This window comes from Sphingomonas sp. BK345, from assembly GCF_014193845.1.
Lineage (GTDB): Bacteria > Pseudomonadota > Alphaproteobacteria > Sphingomonadales > Sphingomonadaceae > Sphingomonas.
The window spans coordinates 137,552-158,703 of sequence record NZ_JACHZX010000005.1; the positions used below are offsets into that span (position 1 = coordinate 137,552).

The following is a 21,152-nucleotide window of genomic DNA, read 5'->3' on the forward strand; positions in this document are numbered from 1 at the left end:
CGTTGGGACAGAGGGCCGAGGCCGCCTGTCCGGGTACGAACCGCCGTGCGCGAGCGCCCGGCGATACAGTCCAGCGATGGGGAATGGGAGCCCGTGCGGGCAGCGACAGCACGTGCCTTCGAGAGGCGCGCCGCGGCCGCGTTGGTCCTGTCCCCGTCTCGGCGGGGAATTAAGGCCGTGAGGCCACCCGCTGTCTCGGACGGTGCGACGTCGCCCGAGGGCGGACGCGCGGGGCGGCTCATAGCGGATCAGGCGTCGCAGTCAAGCAGGTAGCCGCTGTCACGCAGGCGTAACGCCCACGTCATCCCTCTCTCATCAAACTGTCGCGCCCGTGCCTCGAAGCGCGGCCAATAGGCCTGGCTACAAGCACATAGCGCCCAGGGAGCGTCATGACCGACCAGCAGCTCAGCCTCGCCACCGCGTCCTACGAAGACGGTGACGTCGACACCAATCCGACCCGCAACCCGCACCTCGCCGATCTCGTCGCGCGTCGCTACTCGCGTCGCCAGCTGATGGGCGGGATGAGCGCGATGACCACCGCGGTGTTCGGCGGCGCGCTGCTCGCCGGCTGCGACGACGACAACAAGCCGGATGTCATCACCGTCTCCGACGGCGTCAACGTCCAGACCCAGGGCGGTCGCGTCGTGACGCTCACCGCTACCGCCACCGACAATGCGAGCACGACCAAGTTCACTCAGGTCAGCGGACCGACCGTGCCGGTGATCGCGAGCGGCAATTCGATCACCTTCACCGCGCCCAACGTCGCGCAGTCGACGGCGCTGGTCTTCGAGTTCACCGCCAGTGGCGGCAGCGGCTCGAGCAGCGCGCGGTCGACCGTCACGGTGCTGCCCGCGACGCTCGCCTTCGCCGCGGTGGCGAAGAACCTCAACGACGTGGTCACCGTGCCCTCCGACTATCAGGTAACCGTGCTGTACCGCCTCGGCGACCCGATCGCGGCGGGCGTCGCGGCCTATGCCAATGACGGCAGCGACACCAACTTCGCGCAGCGCGCGGGCGACCATCACGACGGCATGTCGTTCTTCGGCCTAGCCGCGAGCGGCAACGCTCCCGACACCACCAACAACACGCGCGGCGTGCTGGTGCTCAACCACGAGAACATTACCCAGGCCTATCTTCACGCCAACGGCCCGTCGCCGTCGCCGCGCCCCGAGCCCGAGGCGATCAAGGAGATCGAGGCGCACGGCGTCTCGGTGATCGAGGTCACCCGCGCCAGCAACACCGGCGTGTGGAGCTACGTCCAGGGCAGCGCGCTCAATCGCCGCGTCACCCCCAACACGCCGGTGGAGTTCAACGGCCCGGTGCGTGGCAATGCGGCGCTGCGCACGCTCTACTCGGCCGACGGCACCACCGGGCGCGGCACGATCAACAATTGCGCCAACGGCTATATGCCCTGGGGCACCTACCTGACCAACGAGGAGAATTGGGCGGGCTATTTCCGCCGCACTGCGGGCGACGCCGCGGTCCGCACCGCCGCGGGCAACGCCAAGCAGAACGTGTCGCTCACCCGCTACGGCATCAGCGAGGGTCGCGCCGGCAACTACGGCTGGACGACGGTGACGCCGTCCGACGCGGCCAGCACCGTGTTCGCGCGCTGGAACGCCACCGCCACTGCCAACGGCGCCGCGGACGGCACCGCCGACTTCCGCAACGAGCCCTTCCAGTTCGGCTGGGTGGTCGAGATCGATCCGTACACGCAGACCTCGACGCCGCGGAAGCGCACCGCGCTCGGTCGCATGAACCACGAGGGCTGCATGGCCGGCCGCGTGGTCGCGGGGGTCCGCCCCGCCTTCTACATGGGCGACGACGCGCAGAACGAGTATATCTACAAGTTCGTCTCAGCGACGCCCTGGGTCGCCGCCGACGCGACGCCGAGCGATCGCCTCGCCACGGGCGACAAGTATCTCGACACCGGCACGCTCTATGTCGCCCGCTTCGAAGCCGACGGCAGCGGCACCTGGCTGCCGCTGACCTTCGGGCAGAACGGGCTGACAGCCTCAAACGCCAGCTACGCCTTCGCCGACCAGGCCGACGTGCTGATCAACGCGCGCCTCGCCGCCGACGTGCTCGGCGCGACGCGGATGGACCGGCCCGAGTGGACCGCGGTCAACCCGGTCAACGGCGAGATGTACTGCACGCTCACCAACAACTCGTCGCGCACCCCGGCGACCACCGACGCCGCCAACCCGCGCGCCTACACCGATTCCAAGCTGCCGCAGGGCGACGTCGTCAACGCCGACCCGCCCACCAGCGCGCAGGCGACGCGCGGCAACGCCAACGGCCATGTCATCCGCCTGCGCGAGACCGGCGACACCACCGAGGCGACCGGCTTCACCTGGGACATCTATGCCTTCGGCTCGGGCGCTGACCTCGACCCGACCAACATCAACCTCTCGGGCCTCGACGCCAGCAACGACTTCTCCTCGCCCGACGGCCTGTGGTTCGGCCTGCCGAGCAACGCCAGCGGGCAGGTCGCGCCGGTGTTGTGGATCGAGACCGACGACGGCGCCTACACCGACGTCACCAACTGCATGCTGCTCGCCGCGATGCCGGGCAGCGTCGGCGACGGCGGCACGCGCGTGGTCAACAACACGCTGACCACCGCGGCCAACACCACCACGACGAGCACCACCACCATGCGCCTCGGCGCGGCGCCGGGCAGCAAGCTCAAGCGCTTCCTGGTCGGACCCAAGGAGTGCGAGATCACCGGCATCACCTCGACCCCGGACGGCCGCTCGCTGTTCGTCAACATCCAGCATCCGGGCGAGAACGGCGGCCCGGCGAACATCACCTCGAGCTGGCCGGCCAACCAGGGGGGCGCGGTGGCCAATCCGACACGCCCGCGCTCGGCGACGATCGTGATCACCAAGACCGACGGCGGCGTGGTCGGTCTCTGACGCGGACGCGAGGACGGCATCGCAGCCCGGCCGATGGCGGCGGGGGTGCCTCCAGCGAACGATCTGCGCTCACCTGTTCCCCGGCGAAGGCCGGGGCCCAGGTGGGAGACGTCGAGAGTCTTCACAGCGGCTGTTCCAACTGGACGCCGGCCTTCGCCGGGGAACAGGCTGGGCTCGCGGCGCCAGCGTCATCGCTCCATCCTCACCGCACCCCGCGCGACCAGCCGAGCATCGCCGCGGCCAGCGCCGCGGTGGCGGGATCGTGCCCCGGCGCGATCACCACGAACTCCATCGTCGGCAACGCCGGCAGCGACTCCCCAGGCGGCAGCACCGCCAGCCCGGCGGGCAGCAGCCGCGCCGAGTGCGGCATCACGCCCAATCCCGCGCGCGCCGCCGCGCTCAGTCCGGTGAGGCTCGCGCTGGTGAAGGCGACCCGCCATGTCCGCCCGGCCTCCTCCAGCGTGGCGATCGCGCGCGCGCGGGTCACGCTCGGTGGCGGGTAGAGCAGCAGCGGCAGCGGGGCGTCGGCGTGGGCGCGCCAGCCGTCGCGGCCGACCCAGGCGATCGGCTCCTCCCACGCCAGCGTGCCGCGCCGGTCGCCGCTGCGGCGCTTGACGAAGATAAGGTCGAGCTGACCCGCGTCGAACGCCTCGTAAAGGTGCTCGCTCAGCCCCGCGCGAAGTTCGAGGTCCACCTCCGGGTGGCGGCGCGCGAAGCCGGCGAGCACATCGGGCAGCGCCGAGAGCACGAAATCCTCCGACGCGCCGAGCCGCAGCCGCCCGCGCAGCGGCACCGCGGCGAGATGGCGCGCGAGTCGCTCGCTCGCCGCCAGTACCGCGCGCGCCTGGTCGAGCAGCGCCTCGCCGTCAGGGGTGAGCGCGACGCGATGCGTGTCGCGGTCGATCAGCCGCCGCCCGGCCTGCTCCTCGAGCCGGCGGATATGCTGGCTGACCGTCGACTGGCGCAGGTCGAGCGAGCGCGCGGCGGCGGTGAAGCTTCCGTGCTCAGTCACGGCGACGAAGGTGCGGAGCAGGTCGAGCGCGATGTCGGGCATGGTCATCACGATAGATGATGAGCGATATCGCGGCGATCGGGTTTGTGCATGAGTCATGATCGCCTAGATGAAGAGCGAGACGACGCTCCTGCGCCTTCTTCCGTCCATCCCGCGAAGGCGGGAAGCCAGTCGCGCGAATCTCACAACTGGAGGCGCGCTGTCAGCATTTCTGGATCCCGCCTACGCGGGGATGACGGGAGGGGGCGGACGGTGCGGCTATAAAGGGACGCCGGTGCGAGGAGGCGTGGCGATGAGACGCACTCCCGGCTTGGCGACACATACTCGAAGAGCGACGTCTCTGAATGAAGCGGCGCTCGCTCTCAGCGCCGTGCCACCGAAGCCGCATCCTACGCGACCGACGCCACCACGAACGAAAGGTCCCGCATGTCCTCCCGCTCCTTCCGCTGGCCGCGCGTCGACCGCTATCTGCTGCTGTTGATCGCGACCGTCGCGCTCGCCGCGCTGCTGCCCGCGCGCGGCGCCTTCACCAGCGTCGCGGACGGCGCGGTGACGGTCGCGGTGGCGCTGCTGTTCCTTCTGTACGGCGCGCGGCTCGCGCCAGAGGCGATCTGGGCGGGACTGATGCACTGGCGGCTGCAGGCGCTGGTGTTCGCCAGCACCTTCGTGCTCTTCCCTCTGATCGGCATCGCGACCGCAGCGGGGACCGGGCCCTTCCTGCCCGCGCCGGCGGTCACAGGGCTGCTGTTCCTTAGCCTGCTGCCCTCCACCGTCCAGTCCTCGATCGCCTTCACCTCGATCGCGCGCGGCAACGTCCCGGCGGCGCTGTGCAGCGCGTCGCTGTCGAATCTCGTCGGCACGCTGCTCACCCCGCTGCTCGTCGCGCAGCTGATGCCCGCGGCGAGCGGGGGCGTGTCGCTCGCCGCGCTGGAGGAGATTGCGGTGCAGATCCTGCTGCCCTTCGTCGTCGGCCAGCTGCTGCGCCCGCTGATCGGCCAGTGGCTGCTGCGCCACCCCAAGCTCACCGCGACGGTCGACCGCGGCTCGGTGCTGGTCGTCGTCTACGCCGCCTTCAGCGCCGGGATGGTCGCGGGGATCTGGACGCAGGTGTCGGTGGTGGACCTCGTCGCGATCGTCGTGATCGCCAGCGTGATGCTGGCGCTGGTGCTCTTCGCCACCCGCGCCGCGGCCCGCGCGCTCGGCTTCAGCAAGGAGGACGAGATCGCGATCGTCTTCTGCGGCTCGAAGAAGAGCATGGCGAGCGGCATCCCGATGGCGGCGATCCTGTTCCCCGCCGCCTCGGTCGGGCTGATCGTGCTGCCGCTGATGCTGTTCCACCAGATCCAGCTGTTCGTCTGCGCGGTGCTGGCGCGGCGCTACGCCGAGCGCACCGACACGCCGGCGCCGGCCGCGATCACGGGTAGCTGACGGTCTTGGGCACCTCGGGGATCGGGATCCACTCCTTCTCGTCGCCGGGCACGCGCGCGAACTCGCCCGCCATCCAGGCGCGCTTGGCCTCGCGGATCGCCTCGCGCGACGAGTGGACGAAATTCCACCAGACGTGGCGCTTGGTGGCGAAGGCGGCGCCGCCGGCGAGCATCGCGCGCCCGCCCAGCGCCGAGCTCAGCGTCGCGGCGGTGCCGGGTCGCAGCACGTAGAGCTTGCGCGGTTCGAGCACGAGCCCGTCGAGCGAGGCATCGCCCTCTGCCAGATAGAGCGCGCGCTCGTCGGTGCTGACATCGATCGGCACGCTCGCGCCCGGATCGAGCACCACGTCGGCGTAGATCGTGTCGGCATAGGTGGTGGTCGGGGCGCGTGCCCCCCACAGCGACCCCATGATGACACGCGCGCGCGCGCCGCCCGCCTCGACGATCGGCAGGTCGCCCGCGCCGACATGCTCGAAGGCGGGGGCGATGTCCTCGCGTCCGTCGGGCAGCGCGAGCCAGGTCTGGATGCCGGCGAGCGCGGGGCCGTCGGCGCGCACGTCGGCGGGCGAGCGTTCGGAGTGGACGATGCCGGTCCCCGCCGTCATCAGGTTGACCGCGCCGGGCGTGATCCGCGCGTCGGTGCCGAGCGAGTCCTTGTGCTGGAACGCACCGTCGAACAGGTAGGTGACGGTCGACAGGCCGATGTGCGGGTGCGGACGCACGTCGACGCCGTCGCCGGGGGCGAGATGCGCCGGCCCCATCTGGTCGAAGAACAGGAACGGGCCCACCATCGTGCGCTCGCGATGGGGCAGGGTGCGATACACTTTGAAACCGCCGAGATCGTGCGTGGCGGGCTCGAGCGTCTGCAGGATCAGGTCGTCGCGGGTCGACATGGCGCGTCTCTCGGTTGCGGGTGACCGGGCTAGCAGGTTGGCGGCGCGGCGAAAACCTTCGGGGCTTGGCGGTGGCGGAACGCGCGCGCGTGCCGCCCGTTGACCCGCGCATGACCCAGAAGAGCAAGCCGAAGGGCAAGAGCAAGCGCGGCTACAAGCCGGATCACCACCGCCGCGACCGCGCGATCGCGGCCGCCGGCCTGATCGGCGCGGTCGCCGCGGGTATCGGCGCGGCACTGAAGTTCGGCTGGTTCGACCGCTACTTCCCCGCCGACGACGCCGAGCATGCCGCGCCAGATCTGGCCGCCGACGCGCCGACACCGGGCACGACGCGCGCGCCTGAGGCCTTCCGGCCGGACCCGACCGCGCCGGTGCCCGCGTCCGAGCGCGAGTCGCTCCGCCCCGCGACCGGCCCGGGGCCGACGCTCGCGGCGACGCGCGGCGAGATGGCGAACCAGACCGGCGCGGCGAACTAAGGCTGCTCGTCGACGCTCTGTTCTTGTGCCCCGGCGAAGGCCGGCGCCCAGCTGGAGCGGCGTCAATCGGTCTCTTAAGCGTGTCCCACCCGGGCCGCGGCCTACGCCGTGGCACGAACATGACGATGACAACTCACTCTCGTGAGAACCACCGCATCACGGTCACCGGGAAGGGCGTCCAGCGCCCGACGCGCACTCCCGCTGCCGCCAGGGTGTTCCCGGTCCAGGCGTTGCAGGTCGTGATCGCATCGTACCGCCCCGCGCCTGGGTAGAAGGCGTCGTAGCCATAATAGCCGTGTACCGCCGGCCCTGCGGCGCGGCTGGCGCGGATCGCCGCCGCCAAGCGGCGATATTCCTCGGGCCGTAGCACGATCGCGCGCACGTCATCGCCGAGGAGTGGGCGCGGCACGTGCTCGACATGGACCAGCGTCGAGTCGCTGCCGAGCGCCGCGCCGAGCAGCACGCCCGGTCGCACGTCCCACCAGGTCGGCGTGCCGAGATAGAAGCCGCGCTCGCCCCAGCCGATCGCGACATGGTCATGGCCGGCGTAGCGCGGGTCGGCGAGGTCCACGCCGGGGAAGTCGGCGGTCCAGTCGATCCCGGCGGCACGCTTGGGCAGCACCAGACCGGTGTGAACGCCATTGTCCTCGACCCAGATCGTCACGCCCTGCGGCGGCGGGCGCCAGCCCGGGTGGCGCGGGATCAGCCCGCCGATGGTCCCCGCCACCGCATAGCCGAAGAGCAGCAGCGCCAGCGCGGCAAGCAGGCGACCGAGCGAGGCGGATAGGCGGGGCACGCGACCATGCTATACCGCGTCGCATGACCGAGGAAACACACGTGCTCGATTCCCCGCCGCCCGGTGCCGCGACCGACTGGACCGTCGCGCAGGACTGGTCGCACTATACCGCCGAGGAACACGCCACCTGGGACATGCTGTTCCAGCGCCAGCGCGCGCTGCTGCCGGGGCGCGCGGCCGACGCCTATCTGCGCGGGCTGGACGTGCTCAACCTGTCCAAGCCCGGGATCCCTGACTTCGCCGAACTGTCCGAGCGGCTGATGAAGCTGACCGGCTGGCAGGTGGTGGCGGTGCCGGGGCTGGTGCCCGACGACGTGTTCTTCGACCATATGGCGAACCGCCGCTTCGTCGCGGGCAATTTCATCCGGCGCCCCGACCAGCTCGACTATATCCAGGAGCCCGACGTCTTCCACGACGTGTTCGGCCACGTGCCGATGCTCGCTGACCCGGTCTTCGCCGATTATCTGGAGGCTTATGGCCGCGGCGGGCAGCGCGCGCTGGAGCTCGGCGCGCTCAAGCAACTCGGCCGCCTCTATTGGTACACGGTCGAGTTCGGACTGATCGACGAGGGCGACGGGCTGCGCATCTACGGTTCGGGGATCGTCTCATCCGCGGCCGAGACCCGGTTCGCGCTGGAGAGCGACAGTCCCCACCGGATCGCCTTCGACCTGAAGCGGGTGATGCGCACCGACTATCGCATCGACGACTTCCAGCAGAATTATTTCGTCATCCCGAGTTTCGACGCGCTGCTGCGCGCGACCGTGGAAACCGACTTCGCGCCGCTCTACGGCGAGATCCTGGCGCAGCCCGACGTGCCGGTCGCGACGATCCTGCCCGGGGATGAGGTGATCACGCGCGGCTCTCAGGCGCATGCGCGTCGCGCGGCGGAGGCGTAGGCGGCGCCCAGGAGCGGTCCCGTTACCACCCACGCGGGAAAGTTCCCGAAGAAAAAGAACAAGCATCTGTTTTGGCTGCCTCGCGCTGGGGCAGGCGGGGTCAACAAGGGAGTCACTTCGATCTGCGCTCTCGGGCATTCTGAGCGACGGCTTCGTGCGCCGAAGTCGTGTTCCAGTCAGGGAGTTCATACATGAGATCTGTCGTCGCTATCGCCGCTGCCGCCGCCGCGGTGATCGGTGCTGCCGCCCCCGCCGCCGCCGCCACCTACCCGGTCGGCTCGTCCAACTTCCAGGCGACCGCCGGCCCCAACGGCACCTTCTCGGGTGCGTTCTTCGCCACCGGTATCGCCGCCGGCGTCTTCTCCGACACCTTCACCTTCACGCTGCCGACCAACGGCCTGGGTAGCGGCACGGTGACCACCAGCGTCACCGACCTCGGTTCGGCCAACGATCTCGACTTCACCTCGGTGACGATCAACGACATCGCGGCGCAGATCACGAAGACCGCGGGCGGCGCGTTCGAGGTCGCGTTCACCAACAACGTGCCGATCGTGGCCGGCGAGCTCAATCGCCTGGTGGTCAACGGCGTGTCGCGCGGCAACGGCGCGTACGGCGGCCAGGCGACCTTCACCCCGGTCACCTCGGCGGTGCCCGAGCCGGCCACCTGGGCGATGATGATCATGGGCTTCGGCGTGGTCGGCTATGCGATGCGTCGTCGCCGCACCACGGTGCGTTTCAGCCAGGCGGTCTGAGGACCATCCCGCTGCGCGTCGACGTGAGTCGGCGTATCGGGGGCGGCGCGGGATCGCGTCGCCCCCACCACGCGCCGGCTGACCGCCGGCGGCCAGGACATCGCACCATGTCGAGCCGACCCATGACGCCGTCGCTCGCGGGCACCACCCGCGTGACCTATTGCCAGGATCAGCCGAAGCGCTTCCTCTGCGAGCGCGACGAGGTGTCGCTGCCCACCGCAGGGGGCTATGTCGCGCTGGGTGACGCGCGCTACGCCGTCCGCCGCGTCGAGCGGATCGCGCGCGAGGCGCTCGCCTATGTCATGCCCGACTGACCGCGATGCGGCGCGCCTCTCAGTCGTCGACCTGATGGTTGTGCTCGGTGAGACGAGGATTGTGGGCGCTGTTCTTGAACACCAGCGTCACCGCGACGATCGCGACGATCGCGACCACGCCGATCGCGATCGCGATCAGCAGCCGTCTGGTGGCATAGCGGCCCGGTTCTCGCGGCATCATCGGCTCCATCGTCTCTCGCTTAAACGCAGCGCTAGCCGCCCCAGGCCCGCGGCGATATCACGTGGAGCATGACCGCGGCCGGCAACATCGTCATCCTCACCGGCGCCGGCGTCTCGGCCGAGAGCGGCATCGCTACCTTCCGCGGGCCGGGCGGCCTGTGGGAGGGACACCGAGTCGAGGACGTCTGCACGCCCGAGGCGCTCGCGCGCGATCCCGCGCTGGTGCACCGCTTCTACGACCTGCGGCGCGCCGCGCTCGACACGGTGGCGCCCAATGCCGCGCATGACGCGCTGGCGCGGCTCGACGCTGCCTGGCCGGGCGAGCTGCTGATCGTGACGCAGAACGTCGACGACCTGCACGAGCGCGCCGGCGCCCGCCGCTTGCTCCACATGCACGGCGAGCTGCGCTCGGCGCTGTGCGCCGCCTGTGGCACGCGCCACCCGTGGCATGACGCGCTGCCGCCCGCGACGCGCTGCCCGACGTGCGGCGCGCCCGCGCTGCGCCCCGACATCGTTTTCTTCGGCGAGATGCCGTACGAGATGGAGCGGATCGAGGCCGCGCTGGCGCGTGCCGACCTGTTCGTCTCCATCGGCACGTCGGGGGCGGTCTATCCGGCCGCCGGCTTCGTGCGCGGCGCCGCCGCGGGCGACGCGGCGACGCTCGAGCTCAATCTCGAGCACTCGGCGGGCAGCGCCTGGTTCGACGAGACGCGGCTGGGACCGGCCGGCGTGCTGGTGCCGGTCTGGGTCGACGCGCTGCTGGCACGCTGAGCCCGCCATATGCGCGCGCTACGCGATCGATCGCGATCGCTCTCGCAAGCCTATGCGCCGCCTCGTAGCTGGAGCCGGCGGGCGCTCGGACGCCCGACCATGCCAGGCTATGACGCGAGATGGTGCCGCTTCACCTTCGTTCCCCGTCGATCCCGTATCGAGTAGCGCCGCGGCGACCCGCCGCGCCACACTCGGGCGCGATGGCGGACGCGCGCTGGCCCGTGCTGGCGCTGACGCTGGCCGAGCTGCGCCGGGCGGGGCGCCGCGCAGTGCGGATCGTCGACGCCGACTGCGGTGACGGTGCGCTGCTGCTCGCCGCGGCGCGGCACGCGCGCGCGCTCGGCTTCGTCGCGATCGAGGCACGCGGCGTCGACGGCGCACCCGCGCTGATCGCGCGCCCGCACCGCCGCAGCGGCGCTCCACGACTGGGCCATCGGTGTTTCCTTCGACTGCGCCGACATGGTCGCGGGGCTCGCGCAGGAGCACGACCTCGCGCCGGACATCGTGCTGGCGCCCGCCGTCGCCTCCGCAGCGACGACGCGCGCGCTGACGCGTGCCAGCGCCCGCGTGATCGCCGGAGGGCGGGCGTGACCCGGCGCGATCTCGCCTGGCGCCTGAGCGGCGTCGTGCTGACCGCGGGTGCCTGCACCGCCTGTCTCTTGCTCGATCGCTCGCCGCTGATGGTGCCGCTCTTCGACCTGGCGCTGCTCGGTCTGCCGCTGATGGTGCACGGCAAGCACGTGGCGCAGGTACTGCGCGCCGAGCGACACGGCCACGCGCTCACCGCAGCTGCGGTGCATGCGCGAAGCTGCGCGCGCGGGGGCAGGACAGCGATGGCTTCGGCACGTGAGGCGAGGCGGCGATCGCCCGCGCGCTGTGTCGGGCTAGCGCCGCCGCTCGGCCAGCCGCACCACCTTGCCGCCGCTCGTCAGCGCCGCGAGCGCGCCGGCGAGGTCGGCACGGCGGAATGGCTTGGCGAGCTGCGGTAGTTCCAGCGCGAGGTCGCCGCCGGCATAGCCCGTTACCACCAGCACGGGCAGGTCGGGGCGGCGGCGGTGGACCTCGGCGGCGAGCTCGGCGCCGTTCATCCGCGGCATCATGTAGTCCGTCAGCACCGCATCGACCGACAGGCCGTCGTCGAGAGCGGCGAGCGCCGCGGCGCCGTCGCCCGCCTCGGCGACCTGATGGCCGAGATCGCGCAGCATCTCGGCGGTGCCGCTGCGCACCAGATCCTCGTCGTCGACCAGCAGCACCGCGAGCGGGCGGGTCTCGGCGATCGGTCCGCCCTCGCGCTGGCGCGTGCCGGTCTCTGCGTCGCGCTCGGCGACGGGCAGGTAGAGGTCGGCCCGCGTGCCCTGGCCGGGCTTGCTCGTCATAACGAAGGCGCCGCCGAGCTGCGCGGCGAGTCCGTGAACCATCGACAGGCCCAGGCCGGTGCCCTTGCCGCGCTCCTTGGTGGAATAGAAGGGCTCGATCGCGCGCGCGAGCGTCGCCTCGTCCATGCCGGTGCCGGTATCGATCACGGCCAGCCGCACATAGGCGCCGGGCGCGAGGCGGAGAGCGGAGCCTGGCCCGACCGCCTCGGTTGCGGCGACCACGGTGAGCCGACCGCCCTCGGGCATGGCGTCGCGCGCGTTGACGCATAGGTTGAGCAGCGCGAGTTCCAGCTGATTGGGGTCGGCCAGCGCCGGCGGCAGGTCGTCGGGCAGCACCAGCTTGAGCTCGACCCGCCCGCCGACCGAGCTGGCGATCAGGTCGCGCATCCCCTGGACCAGCGCCGCGGTATCGACCGCGCGCGTCTCCAGCGCCTGGCGTCGTGCGAACTGGAGCAGGCGCTGCACCAGCGTCTTGGCGCGCTCGGCCGACTGGAGCGCGCCGTCGATCAGCCGCGCCGCGCGCGCGTCCTCGGCGTAGCGTTTGCCGAGCAGGTCGAGCGCGCCCGTGATCGGGGTGAGCAGGTTGTTGAAATCGTGCGCCACGCCCCCGGTGAGCTGACCGATCGTCTCGAGCTTCTGTGCCTCGTGCAGCTGCGCCAGCGCCAGCTCACGCTCGTCGATCGCGGCGGCGACGCGGCGCTCCAGCGTCTCGTTGAGCTCACGCAGCGCGATCTCGGCGCGCTTGCGCTCGGTGACGTCCTGGAAGATCACCGCCACCTCGCGCCGGCTCGCCGGTTCGACGCGGAAGGCGGCGAGTTCGAGGTGGCGCCGCGTAGCGACCAGCTCGCGCTCGAAGCGGATCGCCTCGCCGCTGGTCAGCACGCCACGGTAGAGCTCGATCCAGCCCTCGGCCTCGTCGCCGACCATGTCGCGCACCTTTCGCCCGACGACGTTCGCGATGCCGGTATGGCGCTCATAGGCCGGGTTGGCCTGGACATGGACATAGTCGCTCAGCGGTCCGTGCGGCCCATCGAGGAACTCGATGACGCAGAAGCCCTCGTCCATTGTGTCGAACAGGGTGCGCAACCGCGCCTCGCTCTCGCGAATCGAGACGAGCCGCGCGCGCGCCTCATACTGCCGCCGCCGCGCGCGGATCGCGGCGCGCGCGAGGCTGATCAGGGTGGTCGGGTGAAAGGGGCGCTCGAGGAAGGTGACGTTGCCGAGCAGCTCGAGGTGGCGCACCGCCGCGGGATTGCGCTCCAACCCGCCGCCGCGGCTGGTCAGCAGGATGAAGGGCAGGTCGGACCATTCCTCCTGCTCGCCGATCCAGTGCGACAGTGCGCGCACGTCGGCGGTGGCGATCGCCTCCTCCGTGACGATGGCGTAGCCGGCGCCGCGATCGAGCTCAGCGATCAGGGCCAACAGCATGTCGCAAGCGCGCGCCTCCAGCCCCGCCTCGGCGAGCATCTCGGTCGCCACCGCCGCGTCGCGGCCGCGTGGAGCCAGTACCAGCGCGCGCTCCGAGAGCGTGCTGCGCTTCACGCGTCCTCGCGCGCGAGCAGCGTGGGTTCGCCGAGCAGCTCTGGGACGCCGCGTAAGATACCCTGGAAACCGACGAGCGGCTCGCCGAGTGAGACGCCGCGCGCGCCGATCTGATACTCACGGATTGAGTTCTCGTGTGATCCGGTGCGTTTCTTGACGACCGAGATAGCGCGGCGAACTTGCCCGAGCGCCTCGAAATAACGCAGCAAAATCACCGTATCGGCGAGATAGGTGACGTCCACCGGCGTGCTCATGTCGCCGACCAGCCCGTGCTGCGCCACGGTGAGGAAGGTCGTCGCGCCGCGGCGATTGAGATATTGCAGCAGCTCGTGGAGGTGGAGCACCAGCGCCTGTTCGCCCGGCATCGAGGTCTGATAGCCGTTGAGGCTGTCGACCACCACGGTCTGCGCGCCGTGCTGCTCGACACAATGCCGTACCCGTGCCGAGAACTCGCCCGGAGTCAGCTCCGCGGCGTCCACCTGCTCAAGGGTGAGCTGGCCGGCCGCGACCATCGCCGCCAGATCGATTCCGAGCGCCAGCGCGCGCTGCACCAGCAGGCCGATCTCCTCGTCGAACACGAACATCGCGGCGCGCTCACCCCGCGCCACCGCCGTCTTGATGAAGGTGAGCGTCAACAGGGTCTTGCCGGTGCCCGCCGGGCCGAGCACCAGGATACTGGAGCCGCGCTCGATGCCGCCGCCGAGCAGGTTGTTGAGCTCCTGGGTGTCGGTGGTGACCACGTCGCGGGTGAAATCCACCTTGTGCTCGGCCGAGATCAGCCGGGGGAAGACCTGTACGCCGCCCGTGGCGATCGTACTGTCGTGGTAACCGCCGCGAAAGCGTCGGCCACGGTATTTGATCACGCGCAGACGACGGCGCTCGGCACCATAATCGGGCGCGAGTTCCTCCAGCCGGATCACGCCATGCGCGACCGAGTGGACGGTCTTGTCGTTCGCGTCAGTGGTGAGATCGTCGAGCATCAGGACGGTCGCGCCGCTTCGCGCGAAGAAATGCTTCAGAGCCAGGATCTGGCGGCGATAGCGCAGCGAACTCTGTGCCAGCAGCCGGATCTCGGACAGGCTGTCGATCACCACGCGATCGGGCCGTGCGCGCTCGAACGCCGCGAAGATGCGCCGGGTCGTTTCGCCGAGCTCGAGGTCGGACGAGTAGAGCAGGCTCTGCTGCTGCTCCTCGTCGAGCAGGTTCTCGGGCGGCACCAGTTCGTAGATGTCGATCCCGGCGAGGTCCCAGCCATGCGCCCGGCCGGTGGCGCGCAGCTCGTCCTCGGTCTCTGACAACGTCACGTACAGGCAACGTTCGTCCAGGGCCGCCCCCGTGATCAGGAACTGCATCGCGATCGTGGTCTTGCCGGTGCCGGGGCTGCCCTCCACCAGGAAGGTACGCGCGCGTTCCAGCCCGCCGCTGAGCACGTCGTCAAGCCCCGCGATCCCGATCCGCGCGTCACCTGCGCTAGTTACTGGCACGTTGTCCTCCGCCCGTGTCGGCACGCACCCTAGCACAGCCGCGCGGTGAGGGTAGCGCCAGGGCGTTGAGGGGGATCAAGCCAAGGGAGAGGGGTTCAGGCGTCGATCCTAACCGCATGCCGGGGAGGGGGACCGCCGTGCGCAGCGCGGCGGTGGAGAGACCTTCACCGGCGCGTACGCCGAAGCCCCCTCTCCACCACCGGCCGGCGGCCGGCGGTCCTCCTCCTCGTGTCGCGGAGGATCATAACAGGCCAGCTCAGCCGTGGCGGTACGCCACCAGCGTCTCCGGCCGCATCTCGATCGAATAGCCCGGCGCGGTCGGTGCCTGATAGGCGCCGTCTCGGACGACGCAGGGCTCGAGGAAATGCTCGTGGAGGTGGTCGACATATTCCGCCACGCGTCCCTCTACGGTGCCAGAGAAACAGAGATAGTCGATCATCGCGAGATGCTGGACGTACTCGCACAGCCCCACGCCGCCGGCGTGCGGGCAGACCGGCAGCTCGGCCTTGGCCGCCATCAGCAGCACCGCCAGCACCTCGTTGACGCCGCCAAGGCGACAAGCGTCAATTTGCACCACGTCGATCGCGCCCTCGGCGATGAACTGCTTGAACACGATGCGGTTCTGGCACATCTCGCCGGTCGCGACCCGGACCGGGGCGACGCCGCGGCGGATCGCGGCGTGGCCGGCGACGTCGTCGGGGCTGGTCGGCTCCTCGATGAACCAGGGCCGCGCGAAGGCGAGCGCGTTGACGTGATCGATCGCCTGGCCGACCTCCCACACCTGGTTGGCGTCGATCATCAGCACCGCGTCGTCGCCGATCGCGCGACGCGCGATGCCGACGCGGCGGACGTCGTCGTCGAGGCTGACGCCGACCTTGAGCTTGACGTGGCGGAAGCCTTCGGCGATCGCCTCGCGGCACAGCCGCTCGAGCTTCTCGTCGGAATAGCCGAGCCAGCCCGCCGAGGTGGTGTAGCAGGGGTAGCCCGCGCGCTCGAGCTCTGCGATGCGCTGTTCCTTGCCCGCCGCGCGCGTGGTGAGCAGCGCCAGCGCCTCCGCCTCGGTGATGAAGTCGGTGAGGTAGGTGAAGGGTATCTGTCGCACCAGCTCGGCCGGCGTCATCTCCGCGACCAGCCGCCACAGCGGCTTGCCCGCTTCCTTGGCGAGCAGGTCCCACACCGCGTTGACGATCGCGCCGGTGGCGAGATGGATCACGCCCTTGTCGGGGCCGACCCAGCGAAGCTGGCTGTCCCCCGTGACGCGACGCCAGAAGGCGGCGCCGTCGGCACGCACGGTGGCGAGGTCGAGCCCGACAACCAGCGGGCGCAGCGCCTCGATCGCGGCGCAGCACAGGTCGTTGCCGCGCCCGATCGTGAAGGTGAGGCCATGGCCTTCGAGGCCAGGCGTGTCGGTCTCGAGGATGCAATAGGCCGCGGAATAGTCCGGATCGGGGTTCATCGCGTCCGAGCCGTCGAGCGAGGCCGAGGTCGGGAAGCGCAGGTCGAGCACCTGCAGGCCGGTGATCACGGTCATGCCGCCGCCTTTGTCACGTGCGCGCCGGTCGCTGCGTTGCGATAGCCCAGAATGATGCCGCCTCCCCCTGCTGGTTTGTTCGCAGGTGCTACCAATGTTCAAGGGTGCGCACAACGGGGATGAGGGCGCCCGCACGATCACCGGGGTCATCCTGCACTCGTGTCACGATACAGCCGCGATCGCCTCGCGTGCAGAGAATGCGGCACCGTGGATCCTGAGGCAAGCTCAGGATGACGCCGGAAGCGGAGGCGGTGCAAGCGGCGCGGACGGAGGAGGGCGGCGGCCACCGCTCAATAGAGCCGGCTATCCGCCTCGACGAGCTGCGCCGAGATCGCGTCCGCCGCCTCGCGCACCGACCTGGCGGCAGCGCGTGGCAGCAGGTCGGCGCCGATCTTCTTGAGGAACGGCACGGTCAGCGCCGCTGCCGCCGCCCCGCCGCGCATCACCGGCGCGGAGATGTCGGTGACGCCGGTGACGAACGGGCTAGGCGTCAGCTCGACACGGCGCTCGCGCACCGCGTCGGCGTGCGCGCGGAAGGTGGCGAGCTCGTCGGGTGAGAGTGGCGGGTCGAGCAGCGCCTCCCAGCGACGCCGCACGTCCTCGGGCTGGAAGGCGTAGAGCACCGCGCCCGAGGCGACCTGCGCCAGCGGCTTGCGATAGCCCACGCGAACCGAGAAGCCGAGCTGCTCGCTCGATTCCATCCGTGCCACCACCACCATCTCGCCCAGCGTGTGCAGCGCGAGGTGGCAGGACTGCTGGATGTCGAGCGACAGCTGCCGCATCACCGGCAGCGCGACCTCGACCAGGCTCTGCGTGCGCGGCTGCTTCATGCCGAGCGAGAACAGCCGGTCGGTGAGGAAATAGCCGTCGTCGCTCGGGTCCTGATCGAGGTAGCCGCGGAACTGGAGCACCTGCACCATGCGGAACAGCTCGCCGTGGCTGCGGCCGAGCCGGTTGACGATCGCGGTGAAGGTGAGGGGACTGGGCGCGGCGGCGAGCAGCTCGAGGATGTCTAGTCCCTTCTCCAGCGCGGGCGCGCGGTAGCGGCGCTCGTCCTCGCCCGCGCTGTCCTCGATCATCGGCGTCCCCCCTCCCGTGGCGCGCGTCGGCGCCTGTCAGACGCTGTGTAGGCGGGGGAGGGGGCGCGCGGTCAAGGACTTCGTCGCGACGAGCGAGCGGCGCCGATCTGGGGCGATGTCTTTCCCCCGCACCGTCATCCCGGACCAAGTCCGGGATGGCGGCGGCGATGGAAGCGGCGATTGTCGTGCTCTCAGCGAAGCGCCGCGTTACCGCCCCACCACCTTCACCAGCCCCGCCACCGGCTGGCCGGTCGGCAGCGCGCCCGAGGCGGTGAGCCGGCCGGCCGCCTCGTCCCAGCGCAGCGTCGCGCTGCGGCCGCCGTTCTTGCGATAGGCCTCGGTGGTGCCGTCGTCGTCGTACAAGAGCGCCGTCGCGTCACGGCCCGGGAACACGCGGACCTCGGCCAGCGCCTGCTTCTCCGACGTGTTCGCCACCGGCGCGCCGATCGGCACGATCGAGCCCGCGCGGACGAACAGCGGCATGCGCTCGATCGGCGCGGCGGCGTCGATCCACTGGCCGCCGGCGTGCTTCTGATTGGTCCACCAGTCGTACCAGTCGTTCCCCGCAGGAAGATAGACGCGGCGGCTGGTCACGCCCTGCTCGGTCACCGGGGCGACAAGGAAGGCGGGGCCGAACATATACTCGTCGCCGACGGTGGCCACCTGCGGGTCGCTCGCGAAGTCCATCCACAGCGCGCGCATGAACGGCGCACCCGTCTCGTAGGTGGTCCGTGCCAGCGGGTAGATGTACGGCAGCAGCGAGTAGCGCAGCTTCGACCAGCTCGCCAGGATCGGCTCGGCGGCGGCGCCATAGTCCCAGATCGCGGTCGCCGGGCGCTGCCCGTGAATGCGCAGCGTCGGGGTGAAGCTGTTGTACTGGAACCAGCGTACGAAAAGTTCGGGATAATCCGGATAGTTCGCGCCCATTGCGGTGGCGCCCGCCGGGCTGAGCAGCGGTGCGTGCGCCGGTTTGCTGCTGCCGGGATATTGCCAGCCGCCGGTGTCGCTCGACCAGAGCGCGATGCCCGAGGCGGTCATGTTGAGACCGGTCGGCACCTGGCGGCGCAGCGACTCCCAGGTCGACTGGATGTCCGACGACCAGAACAGGCAGCCGTTCGCCTGCGTGCCGAGATAAGCCGCGCGGCACAGGATCATGTTGCGGAAATCGGGACGATCGCGCCGCGATCCCTCGGCCGCTCCGTCGGTGTGGAGCAGCGGGAAGACGTTGTGGTAGCGGTCGCCCGATCCGATCGAGTAGAAATAGCCGTCGGGCACGAGATCGGGCTCGGTCTCGTCGAGCCAGAGATAGTCGAAGCCCTGGCTGAGGATGTTGTCGCGCACCTTGCCCCAGAACCAGCCGCGCGCCGCGGGGTTGGTCGAGTCGATCAGCGCGCCGGCGCGGTCGGAGCGCACCGGCAGGCCGTCCACGGTTTTGCCGTCGGCGTCCTTGAGGAACCAGCCTTTCGCGTCCAGCTCGTTGAAGTAGCGGCTCTCCTTCTCGAAGCGCGGCCAGATCGAAATGATCGAGTGGAGGCCGCGCTGGTGCAGCTCGCGGTTCATGCCGGCGGGATCGGGGAAGAAGTTCCGGTCGATGTCGAGCTGGCCCATCCGGGTCCAGTGGAACCAGTCGAGCACCATCATGTCGAGCGGGTAGCCGCGGCTGCGATAGCCGTCCGCCACCGCCATCAGCTCCTGCTGGCTCTCGTAGCGCGCCTTGGACTGGATCAGCCCGAACGCGGCTTTGGGCGGCAGCGGGGTCTTGCCGGTCAGTTTGGCATAGCCGGCGTAGAGCTCGTCGCTCGACTTGCCGGTGATGACGAAGAAGCTGACCCGGTCGCCTACCTCGCTCTCGAAGCGGGTCTGGCCGTGGATCCCGGGTGAGACCCGGGTGGCGGAGGGATTGTCCCACACGATCGCGTAGTTGCGGCTGGAGACGAGGACGGGCACGCAGACCTGCTCGCCCGCGGGCGCGTCGTACCAGTGGCGGCAGTCGATCGTGCGCCCGCGCAGGTCGAGGATCCCCTCCTGGTTCTGACCGAGCCCGTAGAAATGCTCGTTCGGATCGGCCTCGAAATTGGCGCCGGCGAGAAAGGTCTTCTCGCCCGAGACGGTGTGCGGCGCCATCGACCAGCCGCCCATGGTGATCGTGCGCCCGTCGGCGGTGGTGATCGCCACCGAGACCGGCGGCAGCGAGGGGGCGAAATAGCGCTGCATCTGGCTCGGCGCGGCGGGCCAGGGCTGCGCCTTGACGGTGACGCTCAGTGCGCCCGAGGCGAAGACGTCGCCCGCCTGGGTGGTGCTGTGCGACCAGCCCGCGGCGTCGGCGGCGGCGCTGATGCCGTAGCCAGGCTTGCCGTCGGCCTGGTCGCGCTCGGTGGCGATGGTGACGCGGACGATATTGGGGGCATAGGGCTCGACCGCGACGAGGCTGCCGTTGCGATCGACCGTGGCGACCGGCTCGGCGACCGCCTGCGTGCCGAGCGCGAGCAGCCCGAGCGGTAGCGTCCGCGCCCAACGCGCCGTCCTGCGGTTCATCGTCTTTCCCCTCCGATTGATATGACGGCTTTTGCCCAAGTGAACGTTATCGCTCAAGCGCTTTTCGGTAGCGGTACCATCGCGTTGCCGTGCGGGCGGACCGTCTTGAGCTAGCCGCCCCGGCCGCACCGGCGGACCGGGCGAGGAGCGTTCCTAGAAGAGGACTGGCGCGTCATCGGGTCGCGGTCGCTCCCGCGTGCCGCGCCTCAGAATAGAGGAAGGGCGCAGCCGCATGGACGATCTGATCATCAACTTCGCTCCCACCGGGATGGTACCCACCAAGGAGCACACGCCGCACGTCCCAATCACGGTCAGCGAGATCGTCGATGACGTGCTCGCCGCCTATGATCTCGGCGCCGGCATCGCGCACCTGCACACGCGCGACGCGCTGTCGGGCGCGCCTGAGGTCAACCCGGACACGTTCGCCGCGATCATCGAGGGCATCCGCCGCCACGCGCCCGATCTGGTCATCTGCGTGTCGCTGAGTGGCCGCAACGTCACCGACCCAGAGCTGCGTGCGGCGCCGCTGGGGCTCGACGGCGAGCTCAAGCCCGACATGGGTTCGCTGACGCTGTCGTCGCTCAACTTCGTCCAGCAGGCGAGCGTGAACAGCCCGTCGACGATCCAGTTCCTGGCGCGGCGGATGCAGGAGCGCGGCATCATGCCCGAGCTCGAAGTGTTCGATCTCGGCATGATCAACTACCTTAAATACATGCGCTCCCGCGCGATGCTCACGCCGCCCTTCTATTGCAACGTACTGTTCGGCAACATCGCCGGTCTACAGGCGAGCGCCACCGAGCTCGGCGCGGTGGAGGCGGTGATGCCGTCCGATGTCACGTGGGCGGCGGCGGGGATCGGCGCGGCGCAGACCCCCGCGGCGTCGCTCGCGGCGGCGCTGGGGCGCCACGTGCGTGTCGGGTTGGAGGACAACATCTGGCTCGACCGCGCACGCGCCACGCTGGCCACCAATCGCCAGCTGGTCGAGCGCGTGGTGCGGCTCGCCGAGGTCGCCGAACGGGCGCCGATGTCGCCGGCGCGGATCCGCGAGCTGCTCGGGCTGGCGCCGGGGAACGGGCAATATGGGCGGGCGTGAGGTAAGCGAGGCGGGTGGCTGAGCCGTGCGTCGGCGAACGCCGGAGCCCAGTGTTACGCGGAGTTGAGGTAGGTGGCTCT

18 protein-coding genes are annotated in these 21,152 nt (G+C 70.3%); 8 read left to right on the forward strand and 10 right to left on the reverse strand.

Features of this window, described 5'->3' with window-relative positions; translation table 11 throughout:
* Positions 1–389 precede the first annotated feature (389 nt).
* Positions 390–2,915: a PhoX family phosphatase gene (locus tag FHY03_RS15900; RefSeq protein WP_183931650.1), complete on the forward strand. Its 2,526-nt coding sequence runs from the start codon at positions 390–392 to the stop codon at positions 2,913–2,915.
* Positions 2,916–3,117: 202 nt separating this feature from the next.
* On the opposite strand, the gene FHY03_RS15905 is transcribed toward FHY03_RS15900, so the two are convergent.
* A complete protein-coding gene (locus FHY03_RS15905) occupies positions 3,118–3,975 on the reverse strand; it encodes a LysR substrate-binding domain-containing protein (protein ID WP_183931651.1) in 858 nt (285 codons plus the stop codon).
* Between the two features lie 378 nt (positions 3,976–4,353).
* Here FHY03_RS15905 and FHY03_RS15910 point away from each other — a divergent pair, with 378 nt between their 5' ends.
* Positions 4,354–5,355 carry a bile acid:sodium symporter family protein gene (locus FHY03_RS15910; protein ID WP_183931652.1) on the forward strand — a complete coding sequence of 334 codons (1,002 nt, stop codon included), beginning with the start codon at positions 4,354–4,356 and terminating at the stop codon, positions 5,353–5,355.
* Here FHY03_RS15910 and FHY03_RS15915 read toward each other — a convergent pair.
* Positions 5,342–6,247, reverse strand: a complete 906-nt coding sequence (locus FHY03_RS15915; protein ID WP_183931653.1) for a pirin family protein — start codon at positions 6,245–6,247, stop codon at positions 5,342–5,344. The genes FHY03_RS15910 and FHY03_RS15915 overlap by 14 nt on opposite strands.
* A gap of 110 nt (positions 6,248–6,357) precedes the next feature.
* Here FHY03_RS15915 and FHY03_RS15920 point away from each other — a divergent pair, with 110 nt between their 5' ends.
* Positions 6,358–6,723 (forward strand): hypothetical protein, encoded by a 366-nt coding sequence (locus FHY03_RS15920; protein WP_183923443.1) that lies wholly within the window; start codon positions 6,358–6,360, stop codon positions 6,721–6,723.
* Between the two features lie 133 nt (positions 6,724–6,856).
* On the opposite strand, the gene FHY03_RS15925 is transcribed toward FHY03_RS15920, so the two are convergent.
* On the reverse strand, positions 6,857–7,519 hold the full coding sequence (locus tag FHY03_RS15925; RefSeq protein ID WP_311721950.1) for a TIGR02117 family protein: 663 nt from the start codon (positions 7,517–7,519) through the stop codon (positions 6,857–6,859).
* A 23-nt stretch (positions 7,520–7,542) separates the two neighbouring features.
* Here FHY03_RS15925 and phhA point away from each other — a divergent pair, with 23 nt between their 5' ends.
* From phhA to FHY03_RS15940, 3 genes are all read left to right on the forward strand, one after another.
* Positions 7,543–8,415 carry a phenylalanine 4-monooxygenase gene (gene phhA / locus FHY03_RS15930; RefSeq protein ID WP_183923441.1) on the forward strand — a complete coding sequence of 291 codons (873 nt, stop codon included), beginning with the start codon at positions 7,543–7,545 and terminating at the stop codon, positions 8,413–8,415.
* A gap of 191 nt (positions 8,416–8,606) precedes the next feature.
* Positions 8,607–9,167, forward strand: a complete 561-nt coding sequence (locus tag FHY03_RS15935; protein ID WP_183923439.1) for an FxDxF family PEP-CTERM protein — start codon at positions 8,607–8,609, stop codon at positions 9,165–9,167.
* A 107-nt stretch (positions 9,168–9,274) separates the two neighbouring features.
* Positions 9,275–9,481, forward strand: a complete 207-nt coding sequence (locus tag FHY03_RS15940; protein ID WP_183923437.1) for a hypothetical protein — start codon at positions 9,275–9,277, stop codon at positions 9,479–9,481.
* 19 nt (positions 9,482–9,500) lie between these two features.
* Here FHY03_RS15940 and FHY03_RS15945 read toward each other — a convergent pair whose 3' ends face one another.
* On the reverse strand, positions 9,501–9,659 hold the full coding sequence (locus tag FHY03_RS15945; RefSeq protein ID WP_183931654.1) for a hypothetical protein: 159 nt from the start codon (positions 9,657–9,659) through the stop codon (positions 9,501–9,503).
* Positions 9,660–9,730: 71 nt separating this feature from the next.
* On the opposite strand from FHY03_RS15945, the gene FHY03_RS15950 reads away from it, so the two are divergent.
* Positions 9,731–10,432 (forward strand): NAD-dependent deacylase, encoded by a 702-nt coding sequence (locus tag FHY03_RS15950; RefSeq protein ID WP_183923433.1) that lies wholly within the window; start codon positions 9,731–9,733, stop codon positions 10,430–10,432.
* Positions 10,433–10,539: 107 nt separating this feature from the next.
* On the opposite strand, the gene FHY03_RS15955 is transcribed toward FHY03_RS15950, so the two are convergent.
* The 6 genes from FHY03_RS15955 to FHY03_RS15980 form a co-directional block, all read right to left on the reverse strand.
* On the reverse strand, positions 10,540–11,208 hold the full coding sequence (locus FHY03_RS15955; protein ID WP_183931655.1) for a hypothetical protein: 669 nt from the start codon (positions 11,206–11,208) through the stop codon (positions 10,540–10,542).
* 108 nt (positions 11,209–11,316) lie between these two features.
* Positions 11,317–13,350 carry an ATP-binding protein gene (locus tag FHY03_RS15960; protein WP_311721954.1) on the reverse strand — a complete coding sequence of 678 codons (2,034 nt, stop codon included), beginning with the start codon at positions 13,348–13,350 and terminating at the stop codon, positions 11,317–11,319.
* A complete protein-coding gene (locus FHY03_RS15965; protein WP_311721956.1) occupies positions 13,347–14,858 on the reverse strand; it encodes an ATPase domain-containing protein in 1,512 nt (503 codons plus the stop codon). The genes FHY03_RS15960 and FHY03_RS15965 overlap by 4 nt, the downstream gene beginning before the upstream one ends.
* A gap of 232 nt (positions 14,859–15,090) precedes the next feature.
* Positions 15,091–16,365, reverse strand: coding sequence for an L-fuconate dehydratase (locus FHY03_RS15970; protein WP_183931656.1), 1,275 nt, complete (start codon positions 16,363–16,365; stop codon positions 15,091–15,093).
* Positions 16,366–16,655: 290 nt separating this feature from the next.
* Complete coding sequence (locus FHY03_RS15975; RefSeq protein ID WP_183923425.1) at positions 16,656–17,444, reverse strand: IclR family transcriptional regulator; 789 nt, start codon at positions 17,442–17,444, stop codon at positions 16,656–16,658.
* A gap of 207 nt (positions 17,445–17,651) precedes the next feature.
* Entirely contained in the window at positions 17,652–19,979 is a 2,328-nt protein-coding gene (locus tag FHY03_RS15980) for a glycoside hydrolase family 31 protein (protein WP_183931657.1), read from the reverse strand.
* A gap of 232 nt (positions 19,980–20,211) precedes the next feature.
* Here FHY03_RS15980 and FHY03_RS15985 point away from each other — a divergent pair, with 232 nt between their 5' ends.
* A complete protein-coding gene (locus FHY03_RS15985; protein WP_183923421.1) occupies positions 20,212–21,072 on the forward strand; it encodes a 3-keto-5-aminohexanoate cleavage protein in 861 nt (286 codons plus the stop codon).
* Positions 21,073–21,152: the final 80 nt, after the last annotated feature.

Excerpts from the sequence above, each read along its gene's own strand:
- FHY03_RS15940 (WP_183923437.1), top strand. The coding sequence starts at position 9,275 with ATGTCGAGCCGACCCATGACGCCGTCGCTCGCGGGCACCACCCGCGTG.
- FHY03_RS15985 (WP_183923421.1), top strand. The coding sequence starts at position 20,212 with ATGGACGATCTGATCATCAACTTCGCTCCCACCGGGATGGTACCCACC.
- FHY03_RS15915 (WP_183931653.1), bottom strand. The coding sequence starts at position 6,247 with ATGTCGACCCGCGACGACCTGATCCTGCAGACGCTCGAGCCCGCCACG.
- FHY03_RS15920 (WP_183923443.1), top strand. The coding sequence starts at position 6,358 with ATGACCCAGAAGAGCAAGCCGAAGGGCAAGAGCAAGCGCGGCTACAAG.
- FHY03_RS15945 (WP_183931654.1), bottom strand. The coding sequence starts at position 9,659 with ATGCCGCGAGAACCGGGCCGCTATGCCACCAGACGGCTGCTGATCGCG.
- FHY03_RS15980 (WP_183931657.1), bottom strand. The coding sequence starts at position 19,979 with ATGAACCGCAGGACGGCGCGTTGGGCGCGGACGCTACCGCTCGGGCTG.
- FHY03_RS15905 (WP_183931651.1), bottom strand. The coding sequence starts at position 3,975 with ATGACCATGCCCGACATCGCGCTCGACCTGCTCCGCACCTTCGTCGCC.
- FHY03_RS15935 (WP_183923439.1), top strand. The coding sequence starts at position 8,607 with ATGAGATCTGTCGTCGCTATCGCCGCTGCCGCCGCCGCGGTGATCGGT.
- FHY03_RS15950 (WP_183923433.1), top strand. The coding sequence starts at position 9,731 with ATGACCGCGGCCGGCAACATCGTCATCCTCACCGGCGCCGGCGTCTCG.
- FHY03_RS15900 (WP_183931650.1), top strand. The coding sequence starts at position 390 with ATGACCGACCAGCAGCTCAGCCTCGCCACCGCGTCCTACGAAGACGGT.
- phhA (WP_183923441.1), top strand. The coding sequence starts at position 7,543 with ATGACCGAGGAAACACACGTGCTCGATTCCCCGCCGCCCGGTGCCGCG.
- FHY03_RS15975 (WP_183923425.1), bottom strand. The coding sequence starts at position 17,444 with ATGATCGAGGACAGCGCGGGCGAGGACGAGCGCCGCTACCGCGCGCCC.
- FHY03_RS15910 (WP_183931652.1), top strand. The coding sequence starts at position 4,354 with ATGTCCTCCCGCTCCTTCCGCTGGCCGCGCGTCGACCGCTATCTGCTG.
- FHY03_RS15970 (WP_183931656.1), bottom strand. The coding sequence starts at position 16,365 with ATGACCGTGATCACCGGCCTGCAGGTGCTCGACCTGCGCTTCCCGACC.